Origin of the sequence: Nocardia acididurans (genome assembly GCF_016741815.1) — a bacterium.
Taxonomy (GTDB): domain Bacteria; phylum Actinomycetota; class Actinomycetes; order Mycobacteriales; family Mycobacteriaceae; genus Nocardia; species Nocardia acididurans.
On the sequence record NZ_JAERRJ010000013.1, the window covers coordinates 196,102 to 219,836 of the forward strand.

The following is a 23,735-nucleotide window of genomic DNA, read 5'->3' on the forward strand; positions in this document are numbered from 1 at the left end:
CGGACGTACTCCTCCGATCACAATCCGGGGCGGGACGGGAGCGAACTCCCGTCCCGCGCGGTCAGCTCAGTACCGGTCCACCGTGGGCGGGGTGGGCACCTGGAAACCGGCTCCGGCGAAGTTCTTCTCGATCGCCGCCTTCCACGCGCCGGAGGTGATCATCTCCGTGATGGCGTCGTTGATCTTGCCGCGAATCTCGGTGTCGCCCTTCTTCACACCGATGCCGTACTTCTCGGTGGTGAACGGTTCACCGACGACCTTGAACACGCCCGGCTGCTGCGCCGCGAAACCGGCCAGAATGGTGCCGTCGGTGGTCATGGCGTCCACCGCGCCCGACTTCAGACCCTCCAGGCACAGCGAGTAGGTGTCGTAGGTCTGCAGCTGGGTGTCCTTGAAGTTGTTCTCGATGTTCTGCGCCGGGGTGGAACCCTTGGCCGAGCACACCGTCTTGCCCTTGATGTCGTCCTTGCCGTTGATGGTGGTGTTGTCCGCACGCACCAGCAGCTGCTGACCGGTCACGAAGTAGGGACCGGCGAAGTCGACCTTCTCCTTGCGCTTGTCGTTGATCGAGTAGGTGCCGACGATGTAGTCGACCTGCCCGTTCTGGATCAGCGTCTCGCGGTTCGGGGTGGGGGCCTCCACGAACTTGATGCCGTCGGCCTGCACGCCCAGCTTCTCGGCCACGTATTTGGCGACGTCCACGTCGAAACCGCTGTAGCTGCCGTCCGAATTCTGCAGGCCCATGCCCGGCTGATCGAACTTGATGCCGATGGTCAGCTTGCCGGAAGCGGCGTTCTCGCTGGCCGACTTGTCGCTCCCGCCACCACAGGCCGTGACGGCCACGGCTAGGGCGACCGCTCCGACGGCGGCGCGGAGCGCTTTGTTGATCCTCATCGAGTGTGTCCTCTTCTCTCGGGAATTCAGATGACTGTCAGTGGCTGAGGATCTTGCCGAGGAAATCCTTGGCGCGATCCGATTTCGGGGCGGTGAAGAACGAATCCGGGTCGGTGTCCTCGACGATCTGGCCCTCGGCCATGAACAGCACCCGGTTTCCGGCGCGGCGCGCGAAACCCATCTCGTGGGTGACCACGACCATGGTCATGCCGTCCTTGGCCAGCTGCACCATCACCTCGAGCACCTCGGACACCATTTCCGGGTCGAGGGCGGAGGTGGGCTCGTCGAACAGCATCACCTTCGGATTCATGGCCAGCGCTCGCGCGATCGCCACTCGCTGCTGCTGTCCGCCGGACAGCTGCGCCGGATACTTCTCGGCCTGATTGGCGATGCCGACCCGCTCCAGCAGTTCCATGGCACGAGCCTTCGCCTGGGCCTTATCGGTTTTGCGCACCTTCACCGGCGCGAGCATCACGTTCTCGAGAATGGTCTTGTGGGCGAACAGGTTGAACGACTGGAACACCATGCCCACGTCGGCGCGCAGTTTCGCGAGCGCCCGGCCCTCGTCCGGCAGTTGCACACCGTCCACGGCGATGGTGCCGGAGTCGATGGTCTCGAGCCGGTTGATGGTGCGGCACAGGGTCGATTTACCCGACCCCGACGGGCCCACCACGATCACGACCTGCCCCCGGGGCACTTCGAGATTGATGTCCTGCAACACATGCAGTGCGCCGAAATGCTTGTCCACATTCCGCATCGAGATCATCGGTGCGGCCGTGTCCTTCGGTGCGGCGTCGTCCTGGGGTACGGATTTGTCCAGGGGTACGGCAGCGTCGGTCATGACCAGTGACCTTAGACAGAACGTGCCCGAATTGCTCGTCTTTGGTCTTCGCAGCGCCACTGTGCCTCGACTCGACACCCCGCCGTAACCCTCGGTTGACGGCACAGTGATACGAGAGACCCAGGTCACCGTGCACCGATGCCTTTTATGGCTGCCGGGCGCGACCGATTACCCTGGTTGGGTGAATTCGTTGGGGCAGGTTTCAGCACGTGGCGCGGCAGAACTCGAGGACGCCCGGACCTACGAGGTTCGGACGTACGGCTGCCAGATGAATGTGCACGACTCCGAACGGCTTTCGGGCCTGCTCGAGGACGCCGGCTACGTGAAGGCAACCCCGGGCTCGACCGCGGATCTGGTCGTCTTCAACACCTGCGCGGTGCGCGAGAACGCCGACAACAAGCTGTACGGCACCCTCGGGCATCTCGCGCCCATCAAGGCCGACCGGCCCGGCATGCAGATCGCCGTCGGCGGCTGCCTCGCCCAGAAGGACCGCGACACCGTCGTGAAGAAGGCCCCCTGGGTGGACGTGGTGTTCGGCACCCACAACATCGGCTCGCTGCCGGTGCTGCTGGAGCGGGCCCGCCACAATGAGGAAGCCCAGGTCGAGATCATCGAATCGCTGGAGGCGTTCCCCTCCACGCTGCCCGCCAAGCGCGAATCCGCGTACGCGGGCTGGGTGTCGATCTCGGTGGGCTGCAACAACACCTGCACCTTCTGCATCGTGCCGGCACTGCGCGGCAAGGAGGTCGACCGCCGGCCCGGTGACGTGCTGGCCGAGGTGCAGGCGCTGGTCGAGCAGGGCGTCATGGAGGTGACGCTGCTCGGGCAGAACGTGAACTCCTACGGCGTCTCCTTCGCCGACCCGACCGAACCGCGCGATCGGGGCGCGTTCGCGAAGCTGCTGCGTGCCTGCGGGAACATCGAGGGGCTCGAGCGCGTGCGCTTCACCTCCCCGCATCCGGCCGAGTTCACCGACGACGTCATCGAGGCCATGGCCGAGACGCCGAACGTGTGCCCGCAGCTGCACATGCCGTTGCAGTCGGGGTCGGACCGCGTGCTCAAGGCCATGAAGCGGTCCTACCGCAAGGCCAAGTACCTGGGCATCATCGAGAAGGTGCGCGCCGCCATGCCGCACGCCGCCATCACCACCGACATCATCGTCGGCTTCCCCGGGGAGACCGAGGAGGATTTCCAGGAGACCCTGGACGTGGTGCGCCAGGCGCGGTTCACCAGCGCCTACACCTTCCAGTACTCGATCCGGCCCGGCACGCCCGCCGCGGACATGCCCGACCAGCTGCCGAAAGCGGTCGTGCAGGAGCGCTACATGCGTCTGATCGCCCTCCAGGAGCAGGTATCTCTGGAGGCGAATCAGGAACTCATCGGCACCGAGGTCGAACTCCTCGTCGCCGAGAGCAGCGCGGGCAAGAAGAACGCCGCCACCGCGCGCATGTCCGGCCGTGCCCGCGACGGCCGCCTGGTGCACTTCCGGCCGCCGGTCGACCCGGCCCCCGGCACCGAGATCCGCCCCGGCGACCTCATCACCGTCGACATCACCGAGGCGGCCCCGCACCACCTCATCGCCGACAGCGAAGTCCGCAACCACCGTCGCACCAAGGCCGGTGACGCCAGCGAACGCGGCATCACCCCGAAGACGGCCCCCATCGGCGTCGGCCTCGGCCTGCCGCGCATCGGCGCGCCCGCCCCGGAACCGGTTGCCTCCGGCTGCGGTTCGAGCGGCTGCTCCTGACCGTGATGCGGGTGCCGTTCAACGACGCTGTGTAGGAGTCCGGTACCGTCGCGGTGGCCGGACCGTGCCGCAGCAGCCTGGACCCGCAGCGCGTGAGCCCGGACCCACCCAGCATCACGCCGCGTGAGTGAGGACCGAAGCGAATGACCGAGAAGGATCCCACCAGCCCGGACGACGCGCACGGTCAGGCCGAAGCCGCGGCCGGGCCGACTGCGGACGCGGGAACCGGAGCAGCACAGGATGATTCGGCGTCGGAGCAGACGCCCGAAGCGAACGAGGAGAGTATGAAGGCGGCCGAGGACAGCAAGGACTTCGATCAGTTCCGCTCGGAACTCGAGGCCGTGGAACGCAAGATCGCCGGGGAGATCGACCCGGGCGTGCGCGCCATGGTGGTCGCCGGCGCGGTGTTCCTGCTGCTGTTCTCGCTGGTGCTGCCGCATGCCGGGGCCGCACGCGGATTCGATGTGCTGCTGTACGACTCGGTCGCCGTGGACGAGCACATCGGGCTGCCGTCCCGCGTATTCGTGTGGTTCACCGTTGTTTTCGGTATCGGCTTCTCGCTGCTGGCGCTCATGACCCGCCGCTGGGCGCTGGCGTGGATCGCGGTGGCCGGGTCCGCCATCGCCAGCGTGTTCGGCGTGTTCTCCATCTGGCACCGGCAGACCCCGGGCCTGGGCAACTACCAGGGCGCGGGCCCCGGCCCCGGACTGATCCTGGCCACCATCGCCATCATGGTGCTCACCTTCCACTGGGTGCGCGTGGTGTGGAGCCGCACCGCCGTCCACCTCGCCGCCGAGGAGCAGCGCCGCAATGCCGCCGCCCAGGCCGAGGAGCACGACCGCAAGCGCCTCTTCGGCGAGCACTGATCGCTTCGCGCAGCGGCCCGGCGGCACCGGAACTCCGGTGCCGCCGGGCCGTTTTCGTTCAGCCGCGCCCGAGGATGTAGTCGCCGAGCAGGTCGTACTCCTGCGCGTCGATCCCGTCGTCGATCGGGACCGCCACCGCGACCGTCCCCTCCTCCTCGCCGACGAACAGGCCCGGATCATTGCAGTCGGCGAACCCGATCGCATCGATCCCCGCCTGTGCGGCCCCACCACACCAACCGTGATCGGCCACCACGAGATCCGGCAGCGGCTCCCCGCGTTCGGCCAGCTCACCCAGCGCCAAGCGGATCGGCTGCGCGGAATGGGTGTGCATCGGCCCGGTCAGCGCGGTCAACGCCGCGACGTCGTCGACATAGCGGATCTCGAGCTGCTGCCAGCCGAACTTGGTGTAGTCCTCGTAGCCCAGCCCGGTCCCGGCCTCCACCACCGTGCCGCCGGCCTCGCGCAATGCGGCGGCCAGCTGCTGGTAGAGCCGCCGCAGCGTCCGCGGATGCCCGGTGGCGAACAGCACCCGCTGGCGTTCCCGCAGCGCTTTGTCGAACCGCGCGGCATACCGATCGAGCGCGTCGGCGGTGAGTTCGGGATCGATGGTGTCGACACCGCGCCGATAGTTGAGCCGGGGATTCACCCCCACCTTGCGCACCATGAGGTCGAGCACCTCGTCCGGCGACCAGCGCATGCCGAGGTCCAGCCCGAAATGATAGTGCTCGTCACCGCGCGCCAGCCGCGCGTAATGCTCGAGATTGTTCTCCCGGGGTGTGGCCACCGGCCCGGCCATCCGAGTCGCCAGCAGGTGCTCGATCAAGGTCTTCCGGTCAGGTGCCATGAATTCGAGCTTAGCGACGCCGTGGATATCCGCGCGCCGACCTGAGGAGGCGCGAAAACCGTTGCGGCGGATCGTCGATGCTATTCGAGGGTCATGCCGATGAGCATGATTGTGCCGTAAAGGACGGGGATGACGCCGAATCCGATCAGGAACCAGGATTCCCCGATATCGATTCCGGTGCGCCGCATGCGAATTCCCCGGAATGTGACGCAGAGCAGCCAGATGGCCAGCGCACAGATCGGCCCGAACGCGACGGCCCAGAAGAAGAACAGCGGGGCGAGAGCGAGGACCAGCGCGATGGTCATCGCTGTCCCGGCGAGCAATCCCAGTGTCAGGCGTCCCGCATAGCGCAGCCAATTCGGTGCGGCGGCGATATCGCAGTGCATGGATGGACCCCCTTCGGCGGCAGCTACCCCCGAAGGGAGCTTATCGCTCGAATTCAGCCGCGTCGGGGTGACTTCCAGCACCGAGGTGCTCGGTCGCGGCGAAGTGAACTGCCGGTACCGACGTGGTTGGCGGTCCGGCCGCAGCGGATCAATCGCCGCGGCCGGACCGACAGTGAATCCGGTCAGCGCTGGCTGACCGCGCCCTCGGCGGCTTCGGCCCATTCACGCCACTGCTTGGCCTGTTCCAGGGCCTTTTCGGCGTCGCGGGTCTTGCCCGCGGCCTGGGCCTTGGCGGCCTGTTCCTCGAATTGCGCCACACGCTCGCGGAACTGGGCGGCGCGGGCCATGGCTTCCGGGTCGCTGCGACGCCACTGGGCGTCGACCGCGTCGCGGACCCGCTTCTCGATGCTGCGCAGGCGGGCTTCCAGGTCATGGATGCGTTCGCGCGGGACCTTGCCGATGGCGTCCCACTTCTCCTGGAGTTCACGCAGGCCCGCGCGGGCGGCGTCCAATCCGGCCTCGGGGTCGAGGTTCTCGTAGGCGCGCAGCAGTTCTTCCTTGGCCGTGGCGTTGTGCTCGAATTCGGCGTCCCGCTCGGAGGCCGCGGAGTTGCGGGCCGCGAAGAAGATGTCCTGGGCGGCCTTGAAGCGCCGCCACAGCTGCTCATCGGCTTCGCGGGGGGCGCGACCGGCGGCTTTCCACTCGGTGAGCAGGTCGCGGAAGATCGCGGCCGTGCCGGACCAGTCGGTGGAACCGGACAGTTCCTCGGCGCGCACGCACAGTTCTTCCTTGCGCGTCTTGGCCGAGGCGCGTTCGCGGTCGAGTTCGGCGAAGTGCGCGCCGCGGCGGCGGTTGAAGGCTTCGCGGGCCTTGGAGAAGCGCCGCCACAGGGCGTCGTCGACCTTGCGGTCCACGCCGCGAATGGTCTTCCACTCGTCGAGGATCTCGCGCAGCCGGTCGCCGGCGGCCTTCCACTGGGTGGATTCGGCGGCGATCTGCTCGGCCTCGGCAGCCAGGGCTTCTTTGCGCTCGGTTTGCTCGTGCCGGGTGCGTTCCTTCTCCTCCTTGGCGTGCGCGGCCGCCTCGTCGGAGTGCTCGATGATGGCCTGCAGGCGGGTCTTCAGGCCGTCGATATCGCCGATGACGGCCGCTTCGGGCAATGTTTCGGCAAGCGCGGTGGCGGCGGCTTTGGTCTTGCGGGCGTCGGTGCCGGCGGCCAGGCGGGCCTCCAGCAGCGCCACCTCGGTGGCCAGGTCGTCGAAGCGGCGGCCGAAGTGCGCGAGGCCCTCGGCGGCGTCACCGGCCTGCCATGATCCGATAACCCGTTCGCCCTCCGCGGTTTTCACCCACGCGGTACCGTCCTCGTCGACCCGGCCCCACTGGCTGGGGTCGCTGACGGTCGGCACCACGACCGGATGCGGATGCTGTTGGGCCGCTGGGCCGGGCGCGGGTTTGTGCGCGTGCGGCTTGGGGGATTCGGGTTTCCGGCCTGTTGCGCCGGGACGCGGTCCTGCGGCGGCTGCCGGGGAGGGTCGTGCGGCGGCGCCGGGCACAGGCGTCGGGGTCGACTCCGGGTGGGTAGCCTTCTCGTTTCCGCTGTTCTCGGTCATTGCTCCTCGTCCCTGCCGCGCGTCACGGCTGCCTGGTTACGCCCTAGCTTCATCCCACTAGCACATCCCATTCAACCAGGCTGGGTGGGGAAATGCTGTCTTTGAGGCAGCTTCTTCTCGCGCGGCGATCGGGCGGGGTGGGGCTGGTGAGGTGCGTTAGCGCTACGGTTGACGGCGTGTTCTGTGTTGTGTCGCTGGTTCCCTCACCGCCCGTGCTGGTACCCGAACTCGGGGGCGCGGCCGGTGCGTCGGCCGATGGCGCGGTGGCGGCGCTGCGGACTGCGGTTTTGTCGGCCGCGGGGGAGTTGGCCGGGCCGGTGACGCGCTGGGTCGTGGTGGGTGTCAATGGCACTAATCGACTGGTCGGTTCGGATTCGGTGGGCACCTTCCGCGGCTTCGGCGCGGATGTGCGCGTGAGTTTGTCCGGCTCCGACGACAAGGGTGGTGTGGGCCACAGTGCGGCTGCGTCGACGGCCGGGACGCACCCTTCCGGCACCGCCGGAACGGGTGTCGCGACGGCCGATCCGGACCTGCCGCTGCCGATTCTGATCGGTGGCTGGCTGCGCGCGCGGACCGCGCCGGAGGTGATCGCGCAGGGGCGGCTGATCGCCGCCGACGCCACCGCCGATGAGTGCCTGGCCCTCGGCCGAGACCTGCGCGCCGAACTCGATTCCGCGCCCGAGAACTACGGCGTCCTGGTCGTCGGCGACGGTGCGGCAACCTTGACCGTGAAGTCGCCCGGTTACTTCGACGAACGCGCCGAAGCCACCCAGGCCGAGATCGATCGCGTGCTGACGGCCGGGGACCGGGCCGCCCTCGCCGCCCTGGACTCCGGCCTCTGCGCGGAACTCTCGGTGCACGGCCGCGCCGCCTACCAGGTGCTGGCCGGGCTCTTCGCCGCCGACGCCATCGACCCCGCCGTCGAAACCCTGTATGCCGCAGCCCCGTTCGGCGTCGCCTACCACGTGAGCGTCTGGCGTCCGGGGGCCGCGCGGTGAGCACCCCCATCGCCGTCGTCGGCCCCACCGCCACCGGGAAATCCGATCTGGCACTGGATCTCGCGCAGCGCCTGAACGGCGAGATCGTGAACATCGACGCCATGCAGCTGTACCGCGGCATGGATATCGGCACCGCCAAACTCCCGGTGCCCGAGCGCCGCGGCATCCCGCACCATCAACTCGATGTCCTCGACATCACCGAAACCGCCACCGTCGCCGCGTATCAGACCGCTGCCCGCGCCGATGTGGAGGCGATCATGGCGCGCGGTCACACGCCGGTCATCGTCGGCGGGTCCATGATGTATGTGCAAGCGCTGCTGGACGATTGGGATTTCCCCGCCACCGACGCGGGCGTGCGCGCCAAATGGGAGGCGCTGCTCGAGGAGCGCGGCACCGTCGCCGTGCACGAGGCGCTCAAGGCCGCCGACCCGGTCGCCGCCGCCACCATCCTGCCCACCGACGGCCGCCGCATGGTGCGCGCCCTCGAGGTGGTGGAGCTGACCGGCAAACCCTTCGCCGCCTCCGCCCCGCAGATCGGCGAACCCCGTTGGGGCACGGTCATTATCGGCGTCGACCGGGACACCGCCGAACTCGACGCCCGCATCGAGCTGCGCACCGCGCTCATGTTCGACTCCGGCCTGGTCGACGAGGTGCGCGCCCTCATCGGCCAGGGCCTGCGCGAGGGCCAGACCGCCCGCCGCGCAATCGGATACGCACAAGTCCTGGCGTACCTCGATAACGAATACGACCTGAAAGAAGCACAGGAGCGCACCCTCATCGGCACGCGGCGCTATGTTCGACGCCAGCGCTCGTGGTTCCGCCGAGACCCCCGGGTGCGGTGGGTGGACGGCGCCGACCCGGAGTTGGCGGCGACGGCGTTCGCCCGCATTCACTCCCCGACCACGAGGGACGAACAGAGAGTCCGGTGACGCGCCGCGTGAACACCCGAAACGCTGAGGTCCAGACCTGGCAGGCCTACCTGAAGAACCGGGCCACCAGAACACGCGACGGACGGTTCCTGGTGTACGGCGAGAGACCGATCCTGCGGGCGCTCGAATGCCGTTGGCCCCTGGAGACTTTCGTCTACCGGCTGGGCGCGCCGGAACCCTCGGCGTGGGCGCGGCGGGTACTCGACTCCAGCGGCGTGCCCAGCGTCGGGTTGGTGCCCGAGGTGATGGCCGAACTGGCCGAACCCACCGAATCGGTACCGGACCTGGTGGCCGTGGCCGTCACCCGCCGCCCCGAGCTGGAGGATTTCCAGCCCGGCAGCGCCGACGAACCACCCACCGTCGTGGTGATCGACCGGCCCGCGTCCCCCGCGCGGCTGGGTGCGCTCATCCGGTCGTCGGTCGCCTTCGGGGCCGAAGGAGTGATCGTCACCGGTTCCGGCGCCGACCATTACGACCCGCAGAGCGTGCGCGCCTCCGACGGCGCGCTGTTCGCCGTCCCGGTGCTGCGCGCGTCCGGTCCCGCCCAGGTGGTCGCATTCCGGGACCGGCAGCAACAGCGCGGCATCGACACCCGTATCGTCGGCAGTGACGACCACGGCGGGATCGCCCTCGACGACCTCGAATTCGGCGGCGCCACCGTCCTGGTCCTCGGCGATGACACCGAAACACTCGCCCCCGCCTGGCAGCAGGCCTGCGACGAGCTGGTGTGCATCCCCACCGACGGCACCCTCGGGTCGCCGGCGGCGGCAGCGGTGGCCCTGTACGAAATCTCCCGGCAACGCCGGGCGTTGCGGTGAGGACGATGACGAACGAGAACGCGGCTGACATCGAGTTCAGCAAGGGACACGGCACCCAGAACGATTTCGTGGTGCTGCCGGACCCGGACGCCTGGCTGGAGCTGACCGAGTCCCGGGTGGCCGCGCTGTGCGATCGGCAGCGTGGGCTCGGCGCGGACGGCATCCTGCGCGTGGCGCGGGCGGGGGCGCTCATCGAAACCGGTGTGCTCGCCGAACTTCCCGCCGACGTGAGCGCCGGCGACTGGTTCATGGACTACCGCAATGCGGACGGTTCCATCGCCGAGATGTGCGGCAACGGGGTGCGGGTGTTCGCGCACTACCTGGTGGCTTCCGGGCTGGAGCAGCGCGCGGAATTCGTGGTCGGCAGCCGTGCGGGCGCGCGGCCGGTGGTCGTGCATCATGCCGATCCGGTGCACGGTGAGGTCACCGTGGCCATGGGCCCGGTGCGCACGCTCGGTGAGTCCACCGCGAGCCTGTCCGGGCGCGAGTTCACCGGTCTCGGCATCGATGTCGGCAACCCGCATCTGGCGTGCGTGGACCCGGCGCTGACGCACGAATCGCTGTACGCGCTGGACCTCGAGCACGCCCCCGGCTTCGACCACACGCTGTTCCCGCACGGGGTCAACGTGGAAATCCTGACCCCGCTGGCGGTCGGCGCGGACGGGCAGAAGTTCGTCGACATGCGCGTCTACGAGCGCGGCGTCGGCGAAACCCGATCCTGCGGAACCGGAACCGTGGCCGCCGCGGCCTCGGCGCTGGCCCGCGACGGCTTCGATCTGGCGCACGACTCCGGCCACATCCAGGTCCGCATTCCCGGCGGTGAGGTCACCGTCGGCATCGAGAACGGCGCGGCCTGGTTGCGCGGGCCGTCCGTGCTGGTCGCCACCGGCCGCATCGCGGCGAAGTGGTGGCAGGACGCCTGATCGGCCGCATGTCGGGGGCGGCGCGCACACTGGAGTCATGGATCCCGTAGTCGCCCTGCGCATGATCGCGTTCTTCAAGGACCGCGCCCGCGAGGACTCCCGGCGGGTGATGGCCTACCGCAATGCCGCCGACATCATCGAGCGGCTCGACGACACCGAACGTGAGCGGCTCGGCCGGGCCGACGACTGGCAGTCCCTGCCGGGTATCGGGCCGAAGACCGCCAAGGTCATCGAGCAGGCCTGGTCCGGGCGCGAGCCCGACACACTGGTCCAATTGCGTTTGGCGGCAAAGGATCTGGGTGGCGGTGAGCTACGCAAGGCGCTCAAGGGCGACCTGCACGTGCACTCGAACTGGTCAGACGGTTCGGCCCCCATCGCCGAGATGATGGCCACCGCCCAGGCCCTGGGCCACGAATACTGCGCCCTCACCGACCACTCACCCCGGCTGACGGTCGCCAACGGCCTGTCCCCGGAGCGACTACGCGAACAACTCGATGTCATCGACGGCCTTCGCGACCAATTCGCCCCGATGCGGATCCTCACCGGCATCGAGGTCGACATCCTCGACGACGGCTCCCTCGACCAGGATGCCGAACTCCTGGACCGCCTCGACATCGTCGTGGCCAGCGTCCACTCCAAACTGAAGATGGACTCCGCCGCCATGACCCGTCGCATGGTGAACGCCGTCTCCAACCCGCAGGTGGACATCCTCGGCCACTGCACCGGCCGCCTGGTCGAAGGCAACCGGGGCCTGCGCGCCCAATCGCAATTCGACGCCGAAAAGGTCTTCACCGCCTGCCGCGACCACGGCACCGCCGTTGAGATCAACTCCCGCCCCGAACGCCGCGACCCACCCACCGACCTCCTGCGCTTGGCCCTGGACCTCGGCTGCGACTTCTCCATCGACACCGACGCCCATGCCCCCGGCCAACTCGACTTCCTCGGCTACGGCGCACAGCGCGCCCTCGACAACAACGTCCCCGCCGACCGCGTCATCAACACCTGGCCTGTCGACAAACTCCTGGCGCGGACCACCTCCTGACGATCGGACCGGAATCTCCACAACACCTCCACCTTCGGACCCGACGGGCTGGCTAGGCTCACCTCGGTTCGATCGATGTGGGGCGGGGTGCGTATGAGGTTGTGGAACAGGGCGATTCGCTGTGTCGCGGCGGGCGTCCTGATGGTGTGCGCGACGGCCTGCGGGCCACTGGCGAGCCTGTTCGATCCGGCATTCCAGCCGAGCTGGATCAGCTTCATCTCCGACGACGAAGGCTGGGCGCGCGGCACCTGGAACGACTGCGCCTCGGATTGCTCGGTCCTGCTGCACACCACTGACGGCGGACTGAGCTGGCAGGAATCCGCCCTTCCACCGGTCGACGCGGACCGTCTGGTCTTCGCCGATTCCCGGAACTGGTTCGCCACGCATCGGCCGTCGCGATCGGAGTCCCTGTACGCGGAGCTGTGGTCCACCCACGACGGCGGGGTCACGTGGTCTCGCGTCGAGCTGCCGTTCGGAACCCGGCTGACCCAGCGGGTGGTGGAGCCCGTCATCGAGAGCGGGTCCGTACAGGTGCCGGTATTCGATACCCGAACCGGAGTCGTGCGGATCCTCGGCAGTCCCGTCGAGACCGACGATTTCACCCTGTCGGAGCCCTTCGGCATCGGCGTGACCTCCGACCATCCCTCCGCCGATCTCGCACTCGCGATGGTGCGAGCAGGGACCGCCACGTGGTTCGGGGTCAGCGGGATCGCACCGAATCGTCCCGCGTCCCCGGCGGCGGGTGCCCGCCTCATCGACGGCCGCTGGGCAACCTGGCCGCTGCCGTGCCGCTCTCCGAATCTTCCTGACCTGGTAGCGGTTTCACCCACCGAACTGGTGGCCTCCTGCGCGATATCAGACCAGCCTGGTTCCTCCGCCGGGGAATACCACCTGTACTCGTCCGCCGACGGCGGCGACACCTTCGCCGACCTCGGAGCACTCGCTCGATACGGCTGGACGGCCAAACTGGTCGGAGCCGCCACCGCACGGGATCTGGTTGTGCTGGTGCCGACCGATGACGACGACGAACCGTACGAGGTGCGAACCTCGCACGACGGCGGTCACACCTGGACCACGACCCTGAGTCCGAAAGCGCCTGCGGGCATGACCTCCACCCAGTTCCTCGGCCACGGCAAGTTCTTCACGCCCACAGTCGGATTCGTGCAACTCCAGTTCGCCGGACAGGCCCCGGACGCGGAGGACCGCCTGTACTGGACCCGCGACGGCGGCGACTCCTGGTCCCGCTTCGACATCGACCGAGCCACGGTTACCCAGCTCGCGCCCTAGCTCTGCCCAGAACCTCCACACCACCTCCACATTCGGGCCCGACGCGCTGGCTACGCTGGCCACCGATTCGATCATGCTCGGCTGCCAGGAGTTCGAATGAGTGTGTGGAGCAGGGCAGTTCGCTACGCGGCCACGGCGCTGCTGCTGGTGGGCACAGCGGGATGCGGCTGGTGGTCGACCGATGCGAGATCCCAGTTCCACCCGCTGTGGGTCGAGTTCATCTCCGATACCGAAGGCTGGACCGCTGGATACTGGCACAACGGTTGTGCGCCGGGCTGCCCGAAGTTGCTGCACACACTCGACGGCGGCCGCACCTGGACGGCGGTGGCGGAACCGCCGGTCGGGGAATCCCGGCCGGTGATCGCCGACGCTCGGAATTGGTATGTCACCGCCAATACCCGGTCGCCGGATTCCGATCCGGCCGAGCTGTGGGTCACGCACGACGCGGGACTCCATTGGGCGCGCGTGGCGCTACCGGCCGAGGTCGAACAGGCCCAGTGGACGCCTCCCATCGTCGTGGACTCCACAGTGCGGATCTCGGTCTTCGATGCCCGCACGGGCGAGGCATGGATTCTGAGCAGTCCCGTCGAGGTGGACGAATTCACCCTGTCGCCGCCGTTCCCGACCGGTCTGGGCGATCCGGCCTCCGCTCGTCAGCGTTCCTACTCCGCGCACCTCGAGGAGGCGTACGCCGGGCCCGTCACCTGGATCGGCGTTTCGTTCAGTACCACGGATAGGCCCTCCGCGGCGCAGGGCGCCCGTCTCGTGGACGGTGTCTGGTCGGCCTGGCGGCTGCCCTGCTCCGGCATGGGACTGCCCGAGCTGCAGGCGATATCGCCCACCGACCTATTGGCCTCGTGCGTCCCGGCGGACGGCACCTACTCGCAGCAGCGACACCTGTACACCTCCGTCGACGGTGGCGACACGTTCACCGACCTCGGCCCGATCGTCCCGGACGGCCGACCCGCCACGCTGATCGGCGCGGCTACCACTCAGGACCTGATCGCCGCGGCAATGACCGGCGACCCGGACCGCCCGTACGCCGTGCGCACCTCCCACGACGGCGGCCGCGCCTGGACCACCACCCTCGATCCCGAAGGGGCGCTGCCCACGTCGTACTACAACCTGCCGGACACCGGCGGATTCTTCACGCCCACACTGGGTTTCGCGACTGTCCCGTTCCGGCAGAATTCGGATACGATTCGGCGCTTCTACCTGACCCGCGATGCGGGCAACACCTGGACGCCGTTCATCATCGACATCGACGCGGTAACCGTGCCCGCATCCTGACGGGCGGAGGAACCTCGAGACTCTGTGCCGGACAAGGGAATTCCGATTATTTGAAGGGTGTTGCCCACCGGACGATCGGTTCGGCGCAGAACCGCTGCTGGATGTCGGCGTCGGTGAGACCGCTGCCGGACAAGCCGGAGGCGTCGGTGATTCGGCAGATGCTGGTGCCGCCGCCTCCGGTGTCGTTCGGGCGGGATTCGATCTCCACGTGGACGGCTTCGCGCAGTCGGTGGTTCTCGAAGGTCCAGAAGCCAACCTGCCAGTAGATGTAGGTGTCCTTCGCGGCGATGCCGATGTAGCCGCTGGGGGTGCGTTCCGGGCCGTATCCGTTCAGTTCACCGGCTCGGACGAATTCTGCTGTGGCCCAGCGGTATACGGCGTATGTGACGTTGCCGTTGGCGGCCAGGTCGCGGGGGATGACCACTTCGTCGCGGCCGTCGCCGTCCAGGTCCTCGAACCGGGGCGAGTACTGGGTGTAGAGGTCGCGTTCGACGAGTGTCTGGCGGGTGACGCCGGTGTTGTCGATCACCTCGATCGACTGGGTGGCTCCGTTGTCTCCGGAGGTGTAGCGGGCGATGAACGACCAGCCCGAACCGTCGCGGAAGTCCATAACGCAATCCGGGTGGGTTTCGTTGAATCGGGTGATCGTGGTGATATCCGCACACTGCGGTAGGGCAGCGGCTTGTGCGGTGGTGCTCGAAGCGGTTGGGCCGGTTGCCGTCGGATCATCATGCGGTGTTTCGTTTTTCCCGCATCCGGCCAACAGCAGCAGGAGCGCGACGGCAGCCCTGTGATGAATCCTCCCCATGGGATCGGAGTTTAGGCTGGAGTCTCCGAGGCTGGAGGTGGACAGGTCGTGACCGAGGGCACGCTGGGCGGGTTGGTGACGATCGGGGAGTTGGCGCGGTCGACCGGGCTCGAGGTTCGGACGATTCGGTTCTATTGCGATGAAGGGGTGTTGGAGGCGCGGCGTACTTCCGGTGGGCATCGGATGTTCGTGGCCGATACCGCGGTGGAGCAGTTGATGCTGGTGCGGCGGCTGCGGGGGCTCGGGCTCGGGTTGGCGGCGATCGTGGATGTGCTGCGGGGGGAGCGGTCCGTCGGGGAGGTGGTGGCGGCCGAACGGGCAAGGGCGGATCGTGAATTCGAGGCGGTGGCGTGGCGGCGGGCCGCGCTGCGGGCGGTCGAGGTCGCGGAGCCGGGGGAGCGGGACCGACGGCTCGCGCTGCTGGCATCGGTGGCCGACGGCCGGACCGCCCATGACGCGCTCGTGCAGTTCTGGCGGCAGATCTTCGCGCCGATGCCGGACACCGATTTCGACGGGTATGTGGCGATGAACATCCCGGAGCCGCCTGCCGATCCCTCCGCCGCGCAGGTTGTCGCCTATGCGGAGCTGAGTTGTCTGGTGGCGCGGCCGGAGATGTATTCGGTTGTGAAGCAGCAGTTCTGGCGGAACCAATCCGGTTTCGTGCGCGATCGGAAGGGGCTGCTGGCCGATCTTGCCGAGGTCAGCGTGGAGGTGCTGCCGCTGGTGGAGCGGGGAGTGCCGCCATGCGCCGGGCGCGAGCTCGATCACTTTGTCGAGGCGCATGCCGCCGCACGCGGTGAGCGTGATTCGCCCGGATTCCGGGAGCGGCTGTCAGCCGGGGCGGCCGATGACGACCGGCACACCCATCGCTATTGGGCGCTGACGGGGGAGTTGGTGGGAACGCAGGCCACGGCGGGCACGGCGCTGCGCTGGCTGTCCGGCGCACTGACGCACTCGCTCGGCCTCGAACGAATCGCCGTGAAATAACCGAATGCGGCTTTCCGTTGGTCCGTGGGACCATGGAGGTGTATGAGTAAATCAGAAACGTATGAGTTCACTCCCGCCGAGGAGACCGCCGACGACGCCCAGGCCGGTTGGTCTGCCGCGCCGACCGTCGGTGAGATGCAGCTCGATGAGCGCAGCGCCCTGCGTCGCGTCGCGGGTCTGTCGACCGAACTCACCGATGTCACCGAGGTCGAATACCGGCAGCTGCGACTCGAGCGGGTCGTGCTGGTCGGGGTGTGGACCGAGGGCACGGCCGTGCAGGCCGAGGCGAGTATGGCCGAGCTGGCCGCGCTCGCCGAGACCGCCGGGTCGGAGGTACTGGACGCCATGATCCAGCGGCGCGACAAGCCCGACAAATCCACCTATATCGGTTCCGGTAAGGCCGACGAGCTGCGTGGCATCGTCATCGAGACCGGCGCCGACACCGTCGTCTGCGACGGTGAGCTGTCGCCCGCGCAGCTGACCGCGCTGGAGAAGGTCGTCAAGGTGAAGGTCATCGACCGCACCGCCTTGATTCTGGACATCTTCGCCCAGCACGCCACCTCACGCGAGGGCAAGGCGCAGGTCTCGCTCGCCCAGATGGAATACATGCTGCCGCGCCTGCGCGGCTGGGGTGAGTCCATGTCCCGGCAGGCCGGTGGCCGCGCGGGCAGCAATGGCGGTGTGGGTCTGCGCGGTCCCGGTGAGACGAAGATCGAAACCGATCGTCGCCGCATCCGCGAGCGGATGGCCAAGCTGCGCCGCGAGATCCGCGAGATGAAGACGGCGCGCGACACCAAGCGGGCCAAGCGCGTCTCCAGCGGCATCCCGCAGGTGGCGATCGTCGGCTACACCAACGCGGGCAAGTCGAGCCTGATGAACGCGCTCACCGACGCCGGCATCCTGGTGCAGGACGCGCTGTTCGCCACCCTCGACCCGACCACCCGCAAGACCGCCCTCGAGGACGGTCGCGAAGTGGTGTTCACCGACACCGTCGGCTTCGTCCGGCACCTGCCGACCCAGCTGGTCGAGGCGTTCCGCTCCACCCTCGAAGAGGTCACGGGCGCGGATCTGCTGCTGCACGTCGTGGACGGCTCCGACCCACTGCCCGATCAGCAGATCAAGGCCGTGCGCGAGGTCATCACCGACGTCCTGCGCGAGACGAACACCCCCGCCCCGCAGGAACTATTGGTGGTCAACAAGATCGACGCCCTCGATCCGATGGACCTGACCCAGCTGCGCGGCTGGCTCCCCGAGGCCGAATTCGTCTCCGCCCGCACGGGCGAGGGCCTGGACTCGCTGCGCGACCGTCTGGACAAGATCCTCGGCGGCCTCGACGTCGAAGTCCGCGTCCTGCTCCCGTACACCCGCGGCGACCTGCTCGCCCGCATCCACGCCGACGGCCGCATCCTCGAATCCGAGCACGAGGAGGCGGGCACACTGGTCCGAGCCCGCGTCCCGCAGGCCCTGGCCGGTCAACTCGTCGAATACGCCCACGCGGGCACCTCATCCGACGAGTCCGACACCGACTGAACCCGATCCGGTCCAACCCACCGCCTCCGGTCCGTGAGCAATCACGGCCGGAGGCGGACTCGTTTTCAGCGAATATGCCGAACTCGTCCCCGGGGGAGCGCGGCAGGCGTGAAAGTCGGGTGATGGAAAGCGATTTCGATACGACGATCACCGCCGACACCCCACCCCGGCGCACGGATATCGCGGCGATGCTGCTCGACCGTCTCGGCGACGCACATCCCGGATTGCGAACCCGCACCCAGGACTGGACCTGGGACGAGGTGGTGCGCGAATCCGCCGCCCGGGCCGCGCTCGCCCGGGAACTGCGGCGCGACGGGCCTTTCCATATCGGCGTGCTGCTCGACAATGTGCCGGATTTCGTATTCTGGCTGGGTGCGGCGGCACTGTCCGGCGCGACAGTGGCCGGACTCAATCCGACGCGCAGCGATTCTCAGCTCGCGGCCGATATCCGATACGTGGACTGCCAGCTGATCGTCACGGACACGGCCGGGATGGCGAGATTGCGGGGTCTGGATCTCGGGCTCGGGCCGGATCGGTTGCTGCTGGTCGACGACCCGGACCAGACGAAGCCGATCGATACCCACGGCGTCGAAGCTGTTACGGCGGAAGGGGGTTCGGACTCGCTCCTGCTGCTGCTGTTCACCTCCGGCACCACCGGGACCTCGAAGGCCGTCAAATGCACGCAGCGGCGGCTGGCCATGATCGCCTACGCCGCCACCGACAAATTCGGTCATGTGCGCGAGGATGTCGACTACTGCTGTATGCCGCTGTTCCACGGCAACGCCCTCATGGCGCTGTGGGCTCCGGCGCTGGCCAACGGTGCGACGATCTGCCTCACCCCGAAGTTCTCCGCCTCCGGATTCCTTTCCGACATACAGTATTTCGACGCGACCTTCTTCACCTACGTGGGCAAGGCGCTCGGCTACCTGCTCGCCACGCCGGAATCCGACGCCGACTCCGACAATCGCCTGGTGCGTGGATTCGGCACCGAGGCGTCGGTGGCGGATCAGGCCGAATTCCGGCGTCGATTCGGGGCGGAACTGTTCGAGGGGTACGGCTCCAGTGAGGGATCCGGCCTGGTGGCCCTGGCCCCCGACGCTCCCGCGGGCGCGCTGGGGGTGCCCGCGCACGCGGGTGTCGCCATTGTCGATCCCGATACCCTGCTCGATCGCGCGCGGGCCGTGCTCGACCCGCACGGCCGAGTGCTCAATCCCGATGAGGCCATCGGTGAAATGGTCGACAAGGCGGGCGCGCTGTTCTTCGAGGGCTACTACAAGAACGATGCCGCCGATGCCGAACGCCTCCGGCACGGCTGGTTCTGGACCGGCGATCTCGGCTATGTCGACGAGGCGGGGTTCCTCTATTTCGCTGGCCGCCAAGGTGATTGGATCCGGGTCGACGGTGAGAACATTTCCGCGCTGGTCATCGAGCGGGTGCTGCGCAGGCATCCGGCGGTCGTGGCCACCGGTGTGTTCGCGGTGCCTGATCCCCGGTCCGGGGATCAGGTGATGGCGGCGGTCGAGGTCGCCGACCCGGCCGTGTTCGATATCGGCGACTTCACCGAATTCCTGTGCGCGCAAGACGATCTCGGGGCGAAGGATATGCCGCGCCTGCTGCGCGTGTCGGCGCGTCTGCCGGTCACCGGGTCGAACAAGGTGCTCAAGCGGGAATTGCGGGCGCAGTCCTGGTGCGTAGCCGACCCGGTGTATCGGTGGGCGGGTCGCGGCGGCCCCGAATACCGGCTGTTGTCGGCCTCCGATCGCGCCGAGTTCGAGGCGGAGTTCACCCGCTTCGGACGTGGTCATCTGCTCTGAATCACACCTGTCGGCGACTCCCCGCGTTCGGTGGCCCGCAGCGAATTTCGTTAGCATGCGAATATCGATTGTTCTGCAGGGAGGGCTCGATTTGTCCGGGAATGGCACCGCTGTGTCCGAAGTAGGTTCGCCGCGGCTCACCGACGGTGCGCCGTTGCACGTCCGATTGACCGAGCTCGATCGGCGCGTCATCGACGTACTGTGTGCGCCGTCGCGCGCCTGGTTCAGCCCGCGATTCTGGGGTGTGGAGAATATTCCGGCCGAGGGGCCGGTGCTGCTGGTGGGCAATCACACGCTGGCCGGTGGCACGGACGCGCCGCTGCTGGCGCACGAGGTACTGGTGCGGCGCGACAGGTTGGTTCGCGGGCTCGCCGAGAACGTTCTCATCGATGTCCCCGTGCTGCGAGATGCCTTGCACCGCTTGGGAATCGTGCGCGGCAACCGGCACAACTGCACCACGCTGCTGGAGCAGGGTGAGGCCGTCGCGGTCTTCCCGGGCGGTGGTCGGGAGGCCATGCGCGGCAAGGGGCAGAAGTACCAGCTGATCTGGGAGGGCCGGACCGGCTTCGCGCGCATGGCCATCGAGACGGGTGCCCCCATCGTCCCCATGGCCATGATCGGCGGGGACGACATCTTCGACATCGTCTTCGACGGCGACGATCCGGTCATGAAGCCGGTGAAGCAGCTGGTGAAGGCCCTCGGCCTGCGGGAGACGCTGACCCCGCCGCTCATTCGCGGCGTCGGCCCGACCCTGCTGCCCAAACCGGAACGCTTCTACTACTCGCTGGGCACCCCCATCGACACCGGTGCGTGGCGTGACGCCGACGACCTCGACGCGGCCGCGTCCGAACTGCAGGTCGTCGTGCGCAAGGCATTGGAAGGTGAACTCGAGTTCCTGCTTCGCGAGCGTGACCGCGACCGGGGCCGCAGCCTGCTGGGCCGCACACTCTCCGCTGTGGGCCTCTGACTTCACCCTCTAAGTAAACGACGGTTCGCCTTCCGTGTACCGTATGTGACAGAGGCGATGGTGCCGATGGTCACACAGGAGGATTGGCGTGGAACGCACAATTTTCGAGCCCGAACACGAGCTGTTCCGGGAGTCGTTCCGGAAGTTTCTCGAGCAGCACGTGGCGCCGTTCCACGAGCAGTGGGAGAAGGACGGCATCGTCGACCGTGCGGTCTGGCTGGAAGCCGGCAAGCAGGGCTACCTCGGCATGGCCGTGCCCGAGGAGTACGGCGGCGGCGGGGTGAAGGACTTCCGCTACAACGCGGTCATCACCGAGGAGGTCACCCGCGGCATGTACTCCGGCCTCGGCTGGGGTCTGCACAACGACGTCATCCTCCCGTACCTGCTGGAGCTGGCCAACGAGGAGCAGAAGCAGCGCTGGCTGCCCGGGTTCTGCGCCGGTGAGATCATCACCGCCATCGCCATGACCGAACCCGGCACCGGCTCCGACCTGCAGGGCATCAAGACCCGCGCGGTCCGCGACGGCGACGACTGGATCCTCAACGGCTCCAAGACCTTCATCACCAACGGCATCAACGCCGACATCATCATCGTGGTGGCCCAGACCGACCCCGACAAGGGCGCGATGGGCTTCTCCCTGCTGGTGGTGGAGCGCGGCATGCCCGGCTTCGAACGCGGCCGCAACCTCGACAAGATCGGCCTCAAGGCGCAGGACACCGCCGAACTCTCCTTCGACAATGTCCGCGTCCCCGGCAAGAACCTGCTCGGCACCGAGGGCCAGGGCTTCATCCACCTGATGCAGAACCTCCCCCAGGAGCGCCTCTCCATCGCCGTCATGGCCGCCGCCGCCATGGAATCCTGCCTCGACCTCACCTGCCAGTACGTCCGTGACCGCAAGGCCTTCGGCAAACCCATCGGCGCCCTCCAGAACACCCGCTTCGTCCTGGCCGAACTGGCCACGAAGACCACCGCCGTCCGAGTCTTCGTAGACCACTGCATCACCCTCCTCAACCAGGAGAAGCTCTCCGTCGAAGACGCCGCCAAAGCCAAATGGTGGTCCACCGAAGAACAGCTCGACCTCATCAACCGCTGCCTCCAACTCCACGGCGGCTACGGCTACATGCGCGAATACCCCATCGCCAAGGCCTACATGGACGCCCGCATCCAAACGATCTACGGCGGCACCACCGAGATCATGAAGGAGATCATCGGCCGCAGCCTCAAACTGAGCTGAGCCGCAAAGGATCCGGCCCGCACCCCATGGGGTGCGGGCCGGATCCTTTTGTCATGCACGCGATCTCAACGACTCCGGCGGCGGAGCGTGCGGTCGTAGTCCTCGAACCGGGCCTTGGCGATGACGGAGCGGGTCGAGGTGCGGAGGACGATGCCCTCGGGATTGCCTGCCGCGCCCGCGTCCAGCCCGCTGCGGGTGTGGGGGAGGTGGGTGGCGAGGAAGTCTCGGGTCTCTTCGATCGACTGGGGAAGGTCTGTGGGGTCGAAGGTGAAAAGCCTTGGGGTGAGCTCGATTCCGGTTTGGGTGGCCAGTTCTGTGAGGGCGGGTTCGGGGCGGAAGGGCTGGCCGCCGGACTCGCGCCACGCCGAGATCTGGGCGGTGGGCATGGCCAGGATGTCGGTGAAGTCGGGGAGTTCGATGACGTCGAACAGGCGGAAGCCCACTGTGCGCTCGCCGGTGTACTGCTTGCTCGCGGCTGTCACCTTGCCGCCGTAGACCTCGCCGTAGAAGACTCTGATCAGACCGTCTGATCCGGGGAGTGCGGCGGCTGTTTCGCGCAGGGCCGCAACGATTCCCAGGGCCGGGTTGCCGATCAGGTCATCCTTGGCGTACAGGAGTTCCTCGCGGCTGCCGATCAGCCACGACCCATCCGGCAGGCAGATGATCCGGGCGTTGGTGCCGTCCACCTTTTCGGTGCCGATGACAGGGCCGTCGAAGGCGGTGACGGTGTCCGTCAAGGATCCGCGCTCGCCCAGGGCGTGATAGGTGGGGATGGAGGGGTACTTGGTCGCGCTGTTGATCGCCTCCAGGTCCGCGGTGCGCACATCGAAAGTCATTTCAGGATCTTGGATGTCGACCAGTGTCCGGGTCCAGTCATTTAGCCGGTGGGTGATCTTGATGGACTGGTGCCGGAGGGGCGGTGGGCCGAATAGGGTGTTGCCATGGATGCGCCGGCGGAGTTTGTGGTGGGTATTCGGGCCGAGGAGGTTTCCCGGTCTCGCCGGTGGGTGGTGCGGATGCTGGGGCTCGGTGCGGCGGTGTATCTGGTGGTGGGTGCGGTGGTCATCGGGTTCAGTGGGGTGATCGTGGTGGTCGGGGGGTCGGGGCTCGGGAACGCGGTGACCGCGACGATGACGTCGGTGACCGGGATCCTGGTGCTCTCACAGGCGGTGGCGCAGTGGCGGCGGCGCGGGCGGGTGCGGGCCATCTGGGCGAATACGGCGACGCCGCCCGCGGCAATGCGGCTGTCTGCCAGTGGAATACGGATGAGCCTGGACGATGCGCCGGATTCGGTGTTCCTGCCCTGGGAGACGGTGCTGCGGTTGCGGGTCCACCGGTTCTTGCGCCGGTCGCTGCTGGTGGTGGATCTGGTTCCGGGGGTGTATGCGGGGACTCCCGGCGTGGCCGGGCTCGATCATCCCGACGTGCTGCGGGTGCTGTCGGGGCCGGTGCACGGTACGCGCGGGCTGCGCACGGCGGTGCAGATCCTGGACCGTCCACTGGCGGAGATCGACAGCGCGGCAGCGCATTTCACGGCGGGCCGGGTGCGGGTGGTCGGGCAGTGAGATAGGGAAACCCCAGGGCCTAGCCTGCCCTGGGGCTTCGGTGGCCGCCCATTTGCGGCACGCCGACACGTTTAAGAACGGTATGAAGTTGAAGTTCGCGCGGCGCTCTTCGATTGAGCTACGGCCCATCGTGGCTGGGCCGGCGGGAGTTGAACCCGCAACCTCCGCGCCCCAGAACCGTTCCCTCGATTCGGCGTTCGGCGGCGAATACTGAAGCTGGAGCGATAACGTGAGTTTGATGGGGGCGGTGCCTCTGCCTGCTTGGGCTACCCCGCCTCGAGTGGCGGGGGGAGGAGTCGAACCTCCACTGTGCCGCTGGTCCCGTCACATCGAGCTTCGGTTTCAGCTTGCGCTC

The 23,735-nt window shown here is 67.9% G+C and carries 22 protein-coding genes and 1 tRNA gene; 15 read left to right on the forward strand and 8 right to left on the reverse strand.

The annotated features are described in order from the left end of the window. Nucleotides 1–66: 66 nt before the first annotated feature. Both JK358_RS31240 and JK358_RS31245 read right to left on the reverse strand, forming a co-directional pair. The gene (locus JK358_RS31240) at nt 67–894 is read right to left on the reverse strand and encodes a glutamate ABC transporter substrate-binding protein (RefSeq protein ID WP_201954754.1); all 828 of its coding nucleotides are present in this window, start codon (nt 892–894) and stop codon (nt 67–69) included. 37 nt (nt 895–931) lie between these two features. Continuing rightward, on the reverse strand, nt 932–1,660 hold the full coding sequence (locus JK358_RS31245; RefSeq protein WP_201954870.1) for an amino acid ABC transporter ATP-binding protein: 729 nt from the start codon (nt 1,658–1,660) through the stop codon (nt 932–934). Nucleotides 1,661–1,916: 256 nt separating this feature from the next. Between JK358_RS31245 and miaB the strand changes: the two genes are divergently transcribed. Then, entirely contained in the window at nt 1,917–3,482 is a 1,566-nt protein-coding gene (gene miaB, locus JK358_RS31250) for a tRNA (N6-isopentenyl adenosine(37)-C2)-methylthiotransferase MiaB (RefSeq protein ID WP_201954755.1), read from the forward strand. A 284-nt stretch (nt 3,483–3,766) separates the two neighbouring features. Continuing rightward, nucleotides 3,767–4,348 carry an Rv2732c family membrane protein gene (locus tag JK358_RS31255; RefSeq protein WP_201954871.1) on the forward strand — a complete coding sequence of 194 codons (582 nt, stop codon included), beginning with the start codon at nt 3,767–3,769 and terminating at the stop codon, nt 4,346–4,348. Nucleotides 4,349–4,406: 58 nt separating this feature from the next. Here the strand turns inward: JK358_RS31255 and JK358_RS31260 are convergent, their stop codons facing one another. From JK358_RS31260 to JK358_RS31270, 3 genes are all read right to left on the reverse strand, one after another. Then, complete coding sequence (locus tag JK358_RS31260; protein ID WP_201954756.1) at nt 4,407–5,192, reverse strand: phosphatase; 786 nt, start codon at nt 5,190–5,192, stop codon at nt 4,407–4,409. A gap of 80 nt (nt 5,193–5,272) precedes the next feature. Continuing rightward, nucleotides 5,273–5,578 carry a hypothetical protein gene (locus JK358_RS31265; RefSeq protein WP_201954757.1) on the reverse strand — a complete coding sequence of 102 codons (306 nt, stop codon included), beginning with the start codon at nt 5,576–5,578 and terminating at the stop codon, nt 5,273–5,275. A gap of 182 nt (nt 5,579–5,760) precedes the next feature. Continuing rightward, complete coding sequence (locus JK358_RS31270; RefSeq protein WP_201954758.1) at nt 5,761–7,188, reverse strand: DUF349 domain-containing protein; 1,428 nt, start codon at nt 7,186–7,188, stop codon at nt 5,761–5,763. Between the two features lie 176 nt (nt 7,189–7,364). Here JK358_RS31270 and JK358_RS31275 point away from each other — a divergent pair, with 176 nt between their 5' ends. The 7 genes from JK358_RS31275 (at nt 7,365) to JK358_RS31305 (ending at nt 14,475) form a co-directional block, all read left to right on the forward strand. Continuing rightward, the gene (locus JK358_RS31275) at nt 7,365–8,186 is read left to right on the forward strand and encodes a class III extradiol ring-cleavage dioxygenase family protein (protein WP_201954759.1); all 822 of its coding nucleotides are present in this window, start codon (nt 7,365–7,367) and stop codon (nt 8,184–8,186) included. Further along, on the forward strand, nt 8,183–9,115 hold the full coding sequence (miaA, locus tag JK358_RS31280; protein ID WP_201954760.1) for a tRNA (adenosine(37)-N6)-dimethylallyltransferase MiaA: 933 nt from the start codon (nt 8,183–8,185) through the stop codon (nt 9,113–9,115). The genes JK358_RS31275 and miaA overlap by 4 nt, the downstream gene beginning before the upstream one ends. Before the next feature lie 8 nt (nt 9,116–9,123). Then, nucleotides 9,124–9,933 (forward strand): TrmH family RNA methyltransferase, encoded by an 810-nt coding sequence (locus tag JK358_RS31285; RefSeq protein ID WP_307817825.1) that lies wholly within the window; start codon nt 9,124–9,126, stop codon nt 9,931–9,933. A 5-nt stretch (nt 9,934–9,938) separates the two neighbouring features. Continuing rightward, the gene (gene dapF / locus JK358_RS31290; protein ID WP_201954762.1) at nt 9,939–10,856 is read left to right on the forward strand and encodes a diaminopimelate epimerase; all 918 of its coding nucleotides are present in this window, start codon (nt 9,939–9,941) and stop codon (nt 10,854–10,856) included. Nucleotides 10,857–10,893: 37 nt separating this feature from the next. Continuing rightward, nucleotides 10,894–11,898 carry a PHP domain-containing protein gene (locus JK358_RS31295; protein ID WP_201954763.1) on the forward strand — a complete coding sequence of 335 codons (1,005 nt, stop codon included), beginning with the start codon at nt 10,894–10,896 and terminating at the stop codon, nt 11,896–11,898. Between the two features lie 93 nt (nt 11,899–11,991). Further along, nucleotides 11,992–13,185 (forward strand): WD40/YVTN/BNR-like repeat-containing protein, encoded by a 1,194-nt coding sequence (locus JK358_RS31300; RefSeq protein ID WP_201954764.1) that lies wholly within the window; start codon nt 11,992–11,994, stop codon nt 13,183–13,185. Between the two features lie 96 nt (nt 13,186–13,281). Next, the gene (locus tag JK358_RS31305; protein ID WP_201954765.1) at nt 13,282–14,475 is read left to right on the forward strand and encodes a beta propeller repeat protein; all 1,194 of its coding nucleotides are present in this window, start codon (nt 13,282–13,284) and stop codon (nt 14,473–14,475) included. 46 nt (nt 14,476–14,521) lie between these two features. Here the strand turns inward: JK358_RS31305 and JK358_RS31310 are convergent, their stop codons facing one another. Beyond that, a complete protein-coding gene (locus JK358_RS31310; RefSeq protein ID WP_201954766.1) occupies nt 14,522–15,085 on the reverse strand; it encodes a hypothetical protein in 564 nt (187 codons plus the stop codon). A 246-nt stretch (nt 15,086–15,331) separates the two neighbouring features. Here JK358_RS31310 and JK358_RS31315 point away from each other — a divergent pair, with 246 nt between their 5' ends. The 5 genes from JK358_RS31315 (at nt 15,332) to JK358_RS31335 (ending at nt 21,815) form a co-directional block, all read left to right on the forward strand. Then, nucleotides 15,332–16,270 carry a MerR family transcriptional regulator gene (locus tag JK358_RS31315; protein WP_201954767.1) on the forward strand — a complete coding sequence of 313 codons (939 nt, stop codon included), beginning with the start codon at nt 15,332–15,334 and terminating at the stop codon, nt 16,268–16,270. Between the two features lie 42 nt (nt 16,271–16,312). Next, nucleotides 16,313–17,800, forward strand: coding sequence for a GTPase HflX (gene hflX / locus JK358_RS31320; protein WP_201954768.1), 1,488 nt, complete (start codon nt 16,313–16,315; stop codon nt 17,798–17,800). 122 nt (nt 17,801–17,922) lie between these two features. Beyond that, nucleotides 17,923–19,614, forward strand: a complete 1,692-nt coding sequence (casI, locus tag JK358_RS31325; protein WP_201954769.1) for a steroid-22-oyl-CoA synthetase — start codon at nt 17,923–17,925, stop codon at nt 19,612–19,614. 112 nt (nt 19,615–19,726) lie between these two features. Further along, nucleotides 19,727–20,581 carry a lysophospholipid acyltransferase family protein gene (locus JK358_RS31330; protein ID WP_307817826.1) on the forward strand — a complete coding sequence of 285 codons (855 nt, stop codon included), beginning with the start codon at nt 19,727–19,729 and terminating at the stop codon, nt 20,579–20,581. Nucleotides 20,582–20,669: 88 nt separating this feature from the next. Beyond that, nucleotides 20,670–21,815, forward strand: coding sequence for an acyl-CoA dehydrogenase family protein (locus JK358_RS31335; protein WP_201954771.1), 1,146 nt, complete (start codon nt 20,670–20,672; stop codon nt 21,813–21,815). Nucleotides 21,816–21,880: 65 nt separating this feature from the next. Here JK358_RS31335 and JK358_RS31340 read toward each other — a convergent pair whose 3' ends face one another. Further along, nucleotides 21,881–22,651 (reverse strand): RNA ligase family protein, encoded by a 771-nt coding sequence (locus tag JK358_RS31340; protein ID WP_201954772.1) that lies wholly within the window; start codon nt 22,649–22,651, stop codon nt 21,881–21,883. Between the two features lie 105 nt (nt 22,652–22,756). Here JK358_RS31340 and JK358_RS31345 point away from each other — a divergent pair, with 105 nt between their 5' ends. After that, the gene (locus JK358_RS31345; RefSeq protein ID WP_201954773.1) at nt 22,757–23,380 is read left to right on the forward strand and encodes a hypothetical protein; all 624 of its coding nucleotides are present in this window, start codon (nt 22,757–22,759) and stop codon (nt 23,378–23,380) included. A gap of 131 nt (nt 23,381–23,511) precedes the next feature. Here JK358_RS31345 and JK358_RS31350 read toward each other — a convergent pair. Beyond that, nucleotides 23,512–23,654: transfer RNA gene (locus JK358_RS31350), tRNA-OTHER, on the reverse strand. Nucleotides 23,655–23,735: the final 81 nt, after the last annotated feature.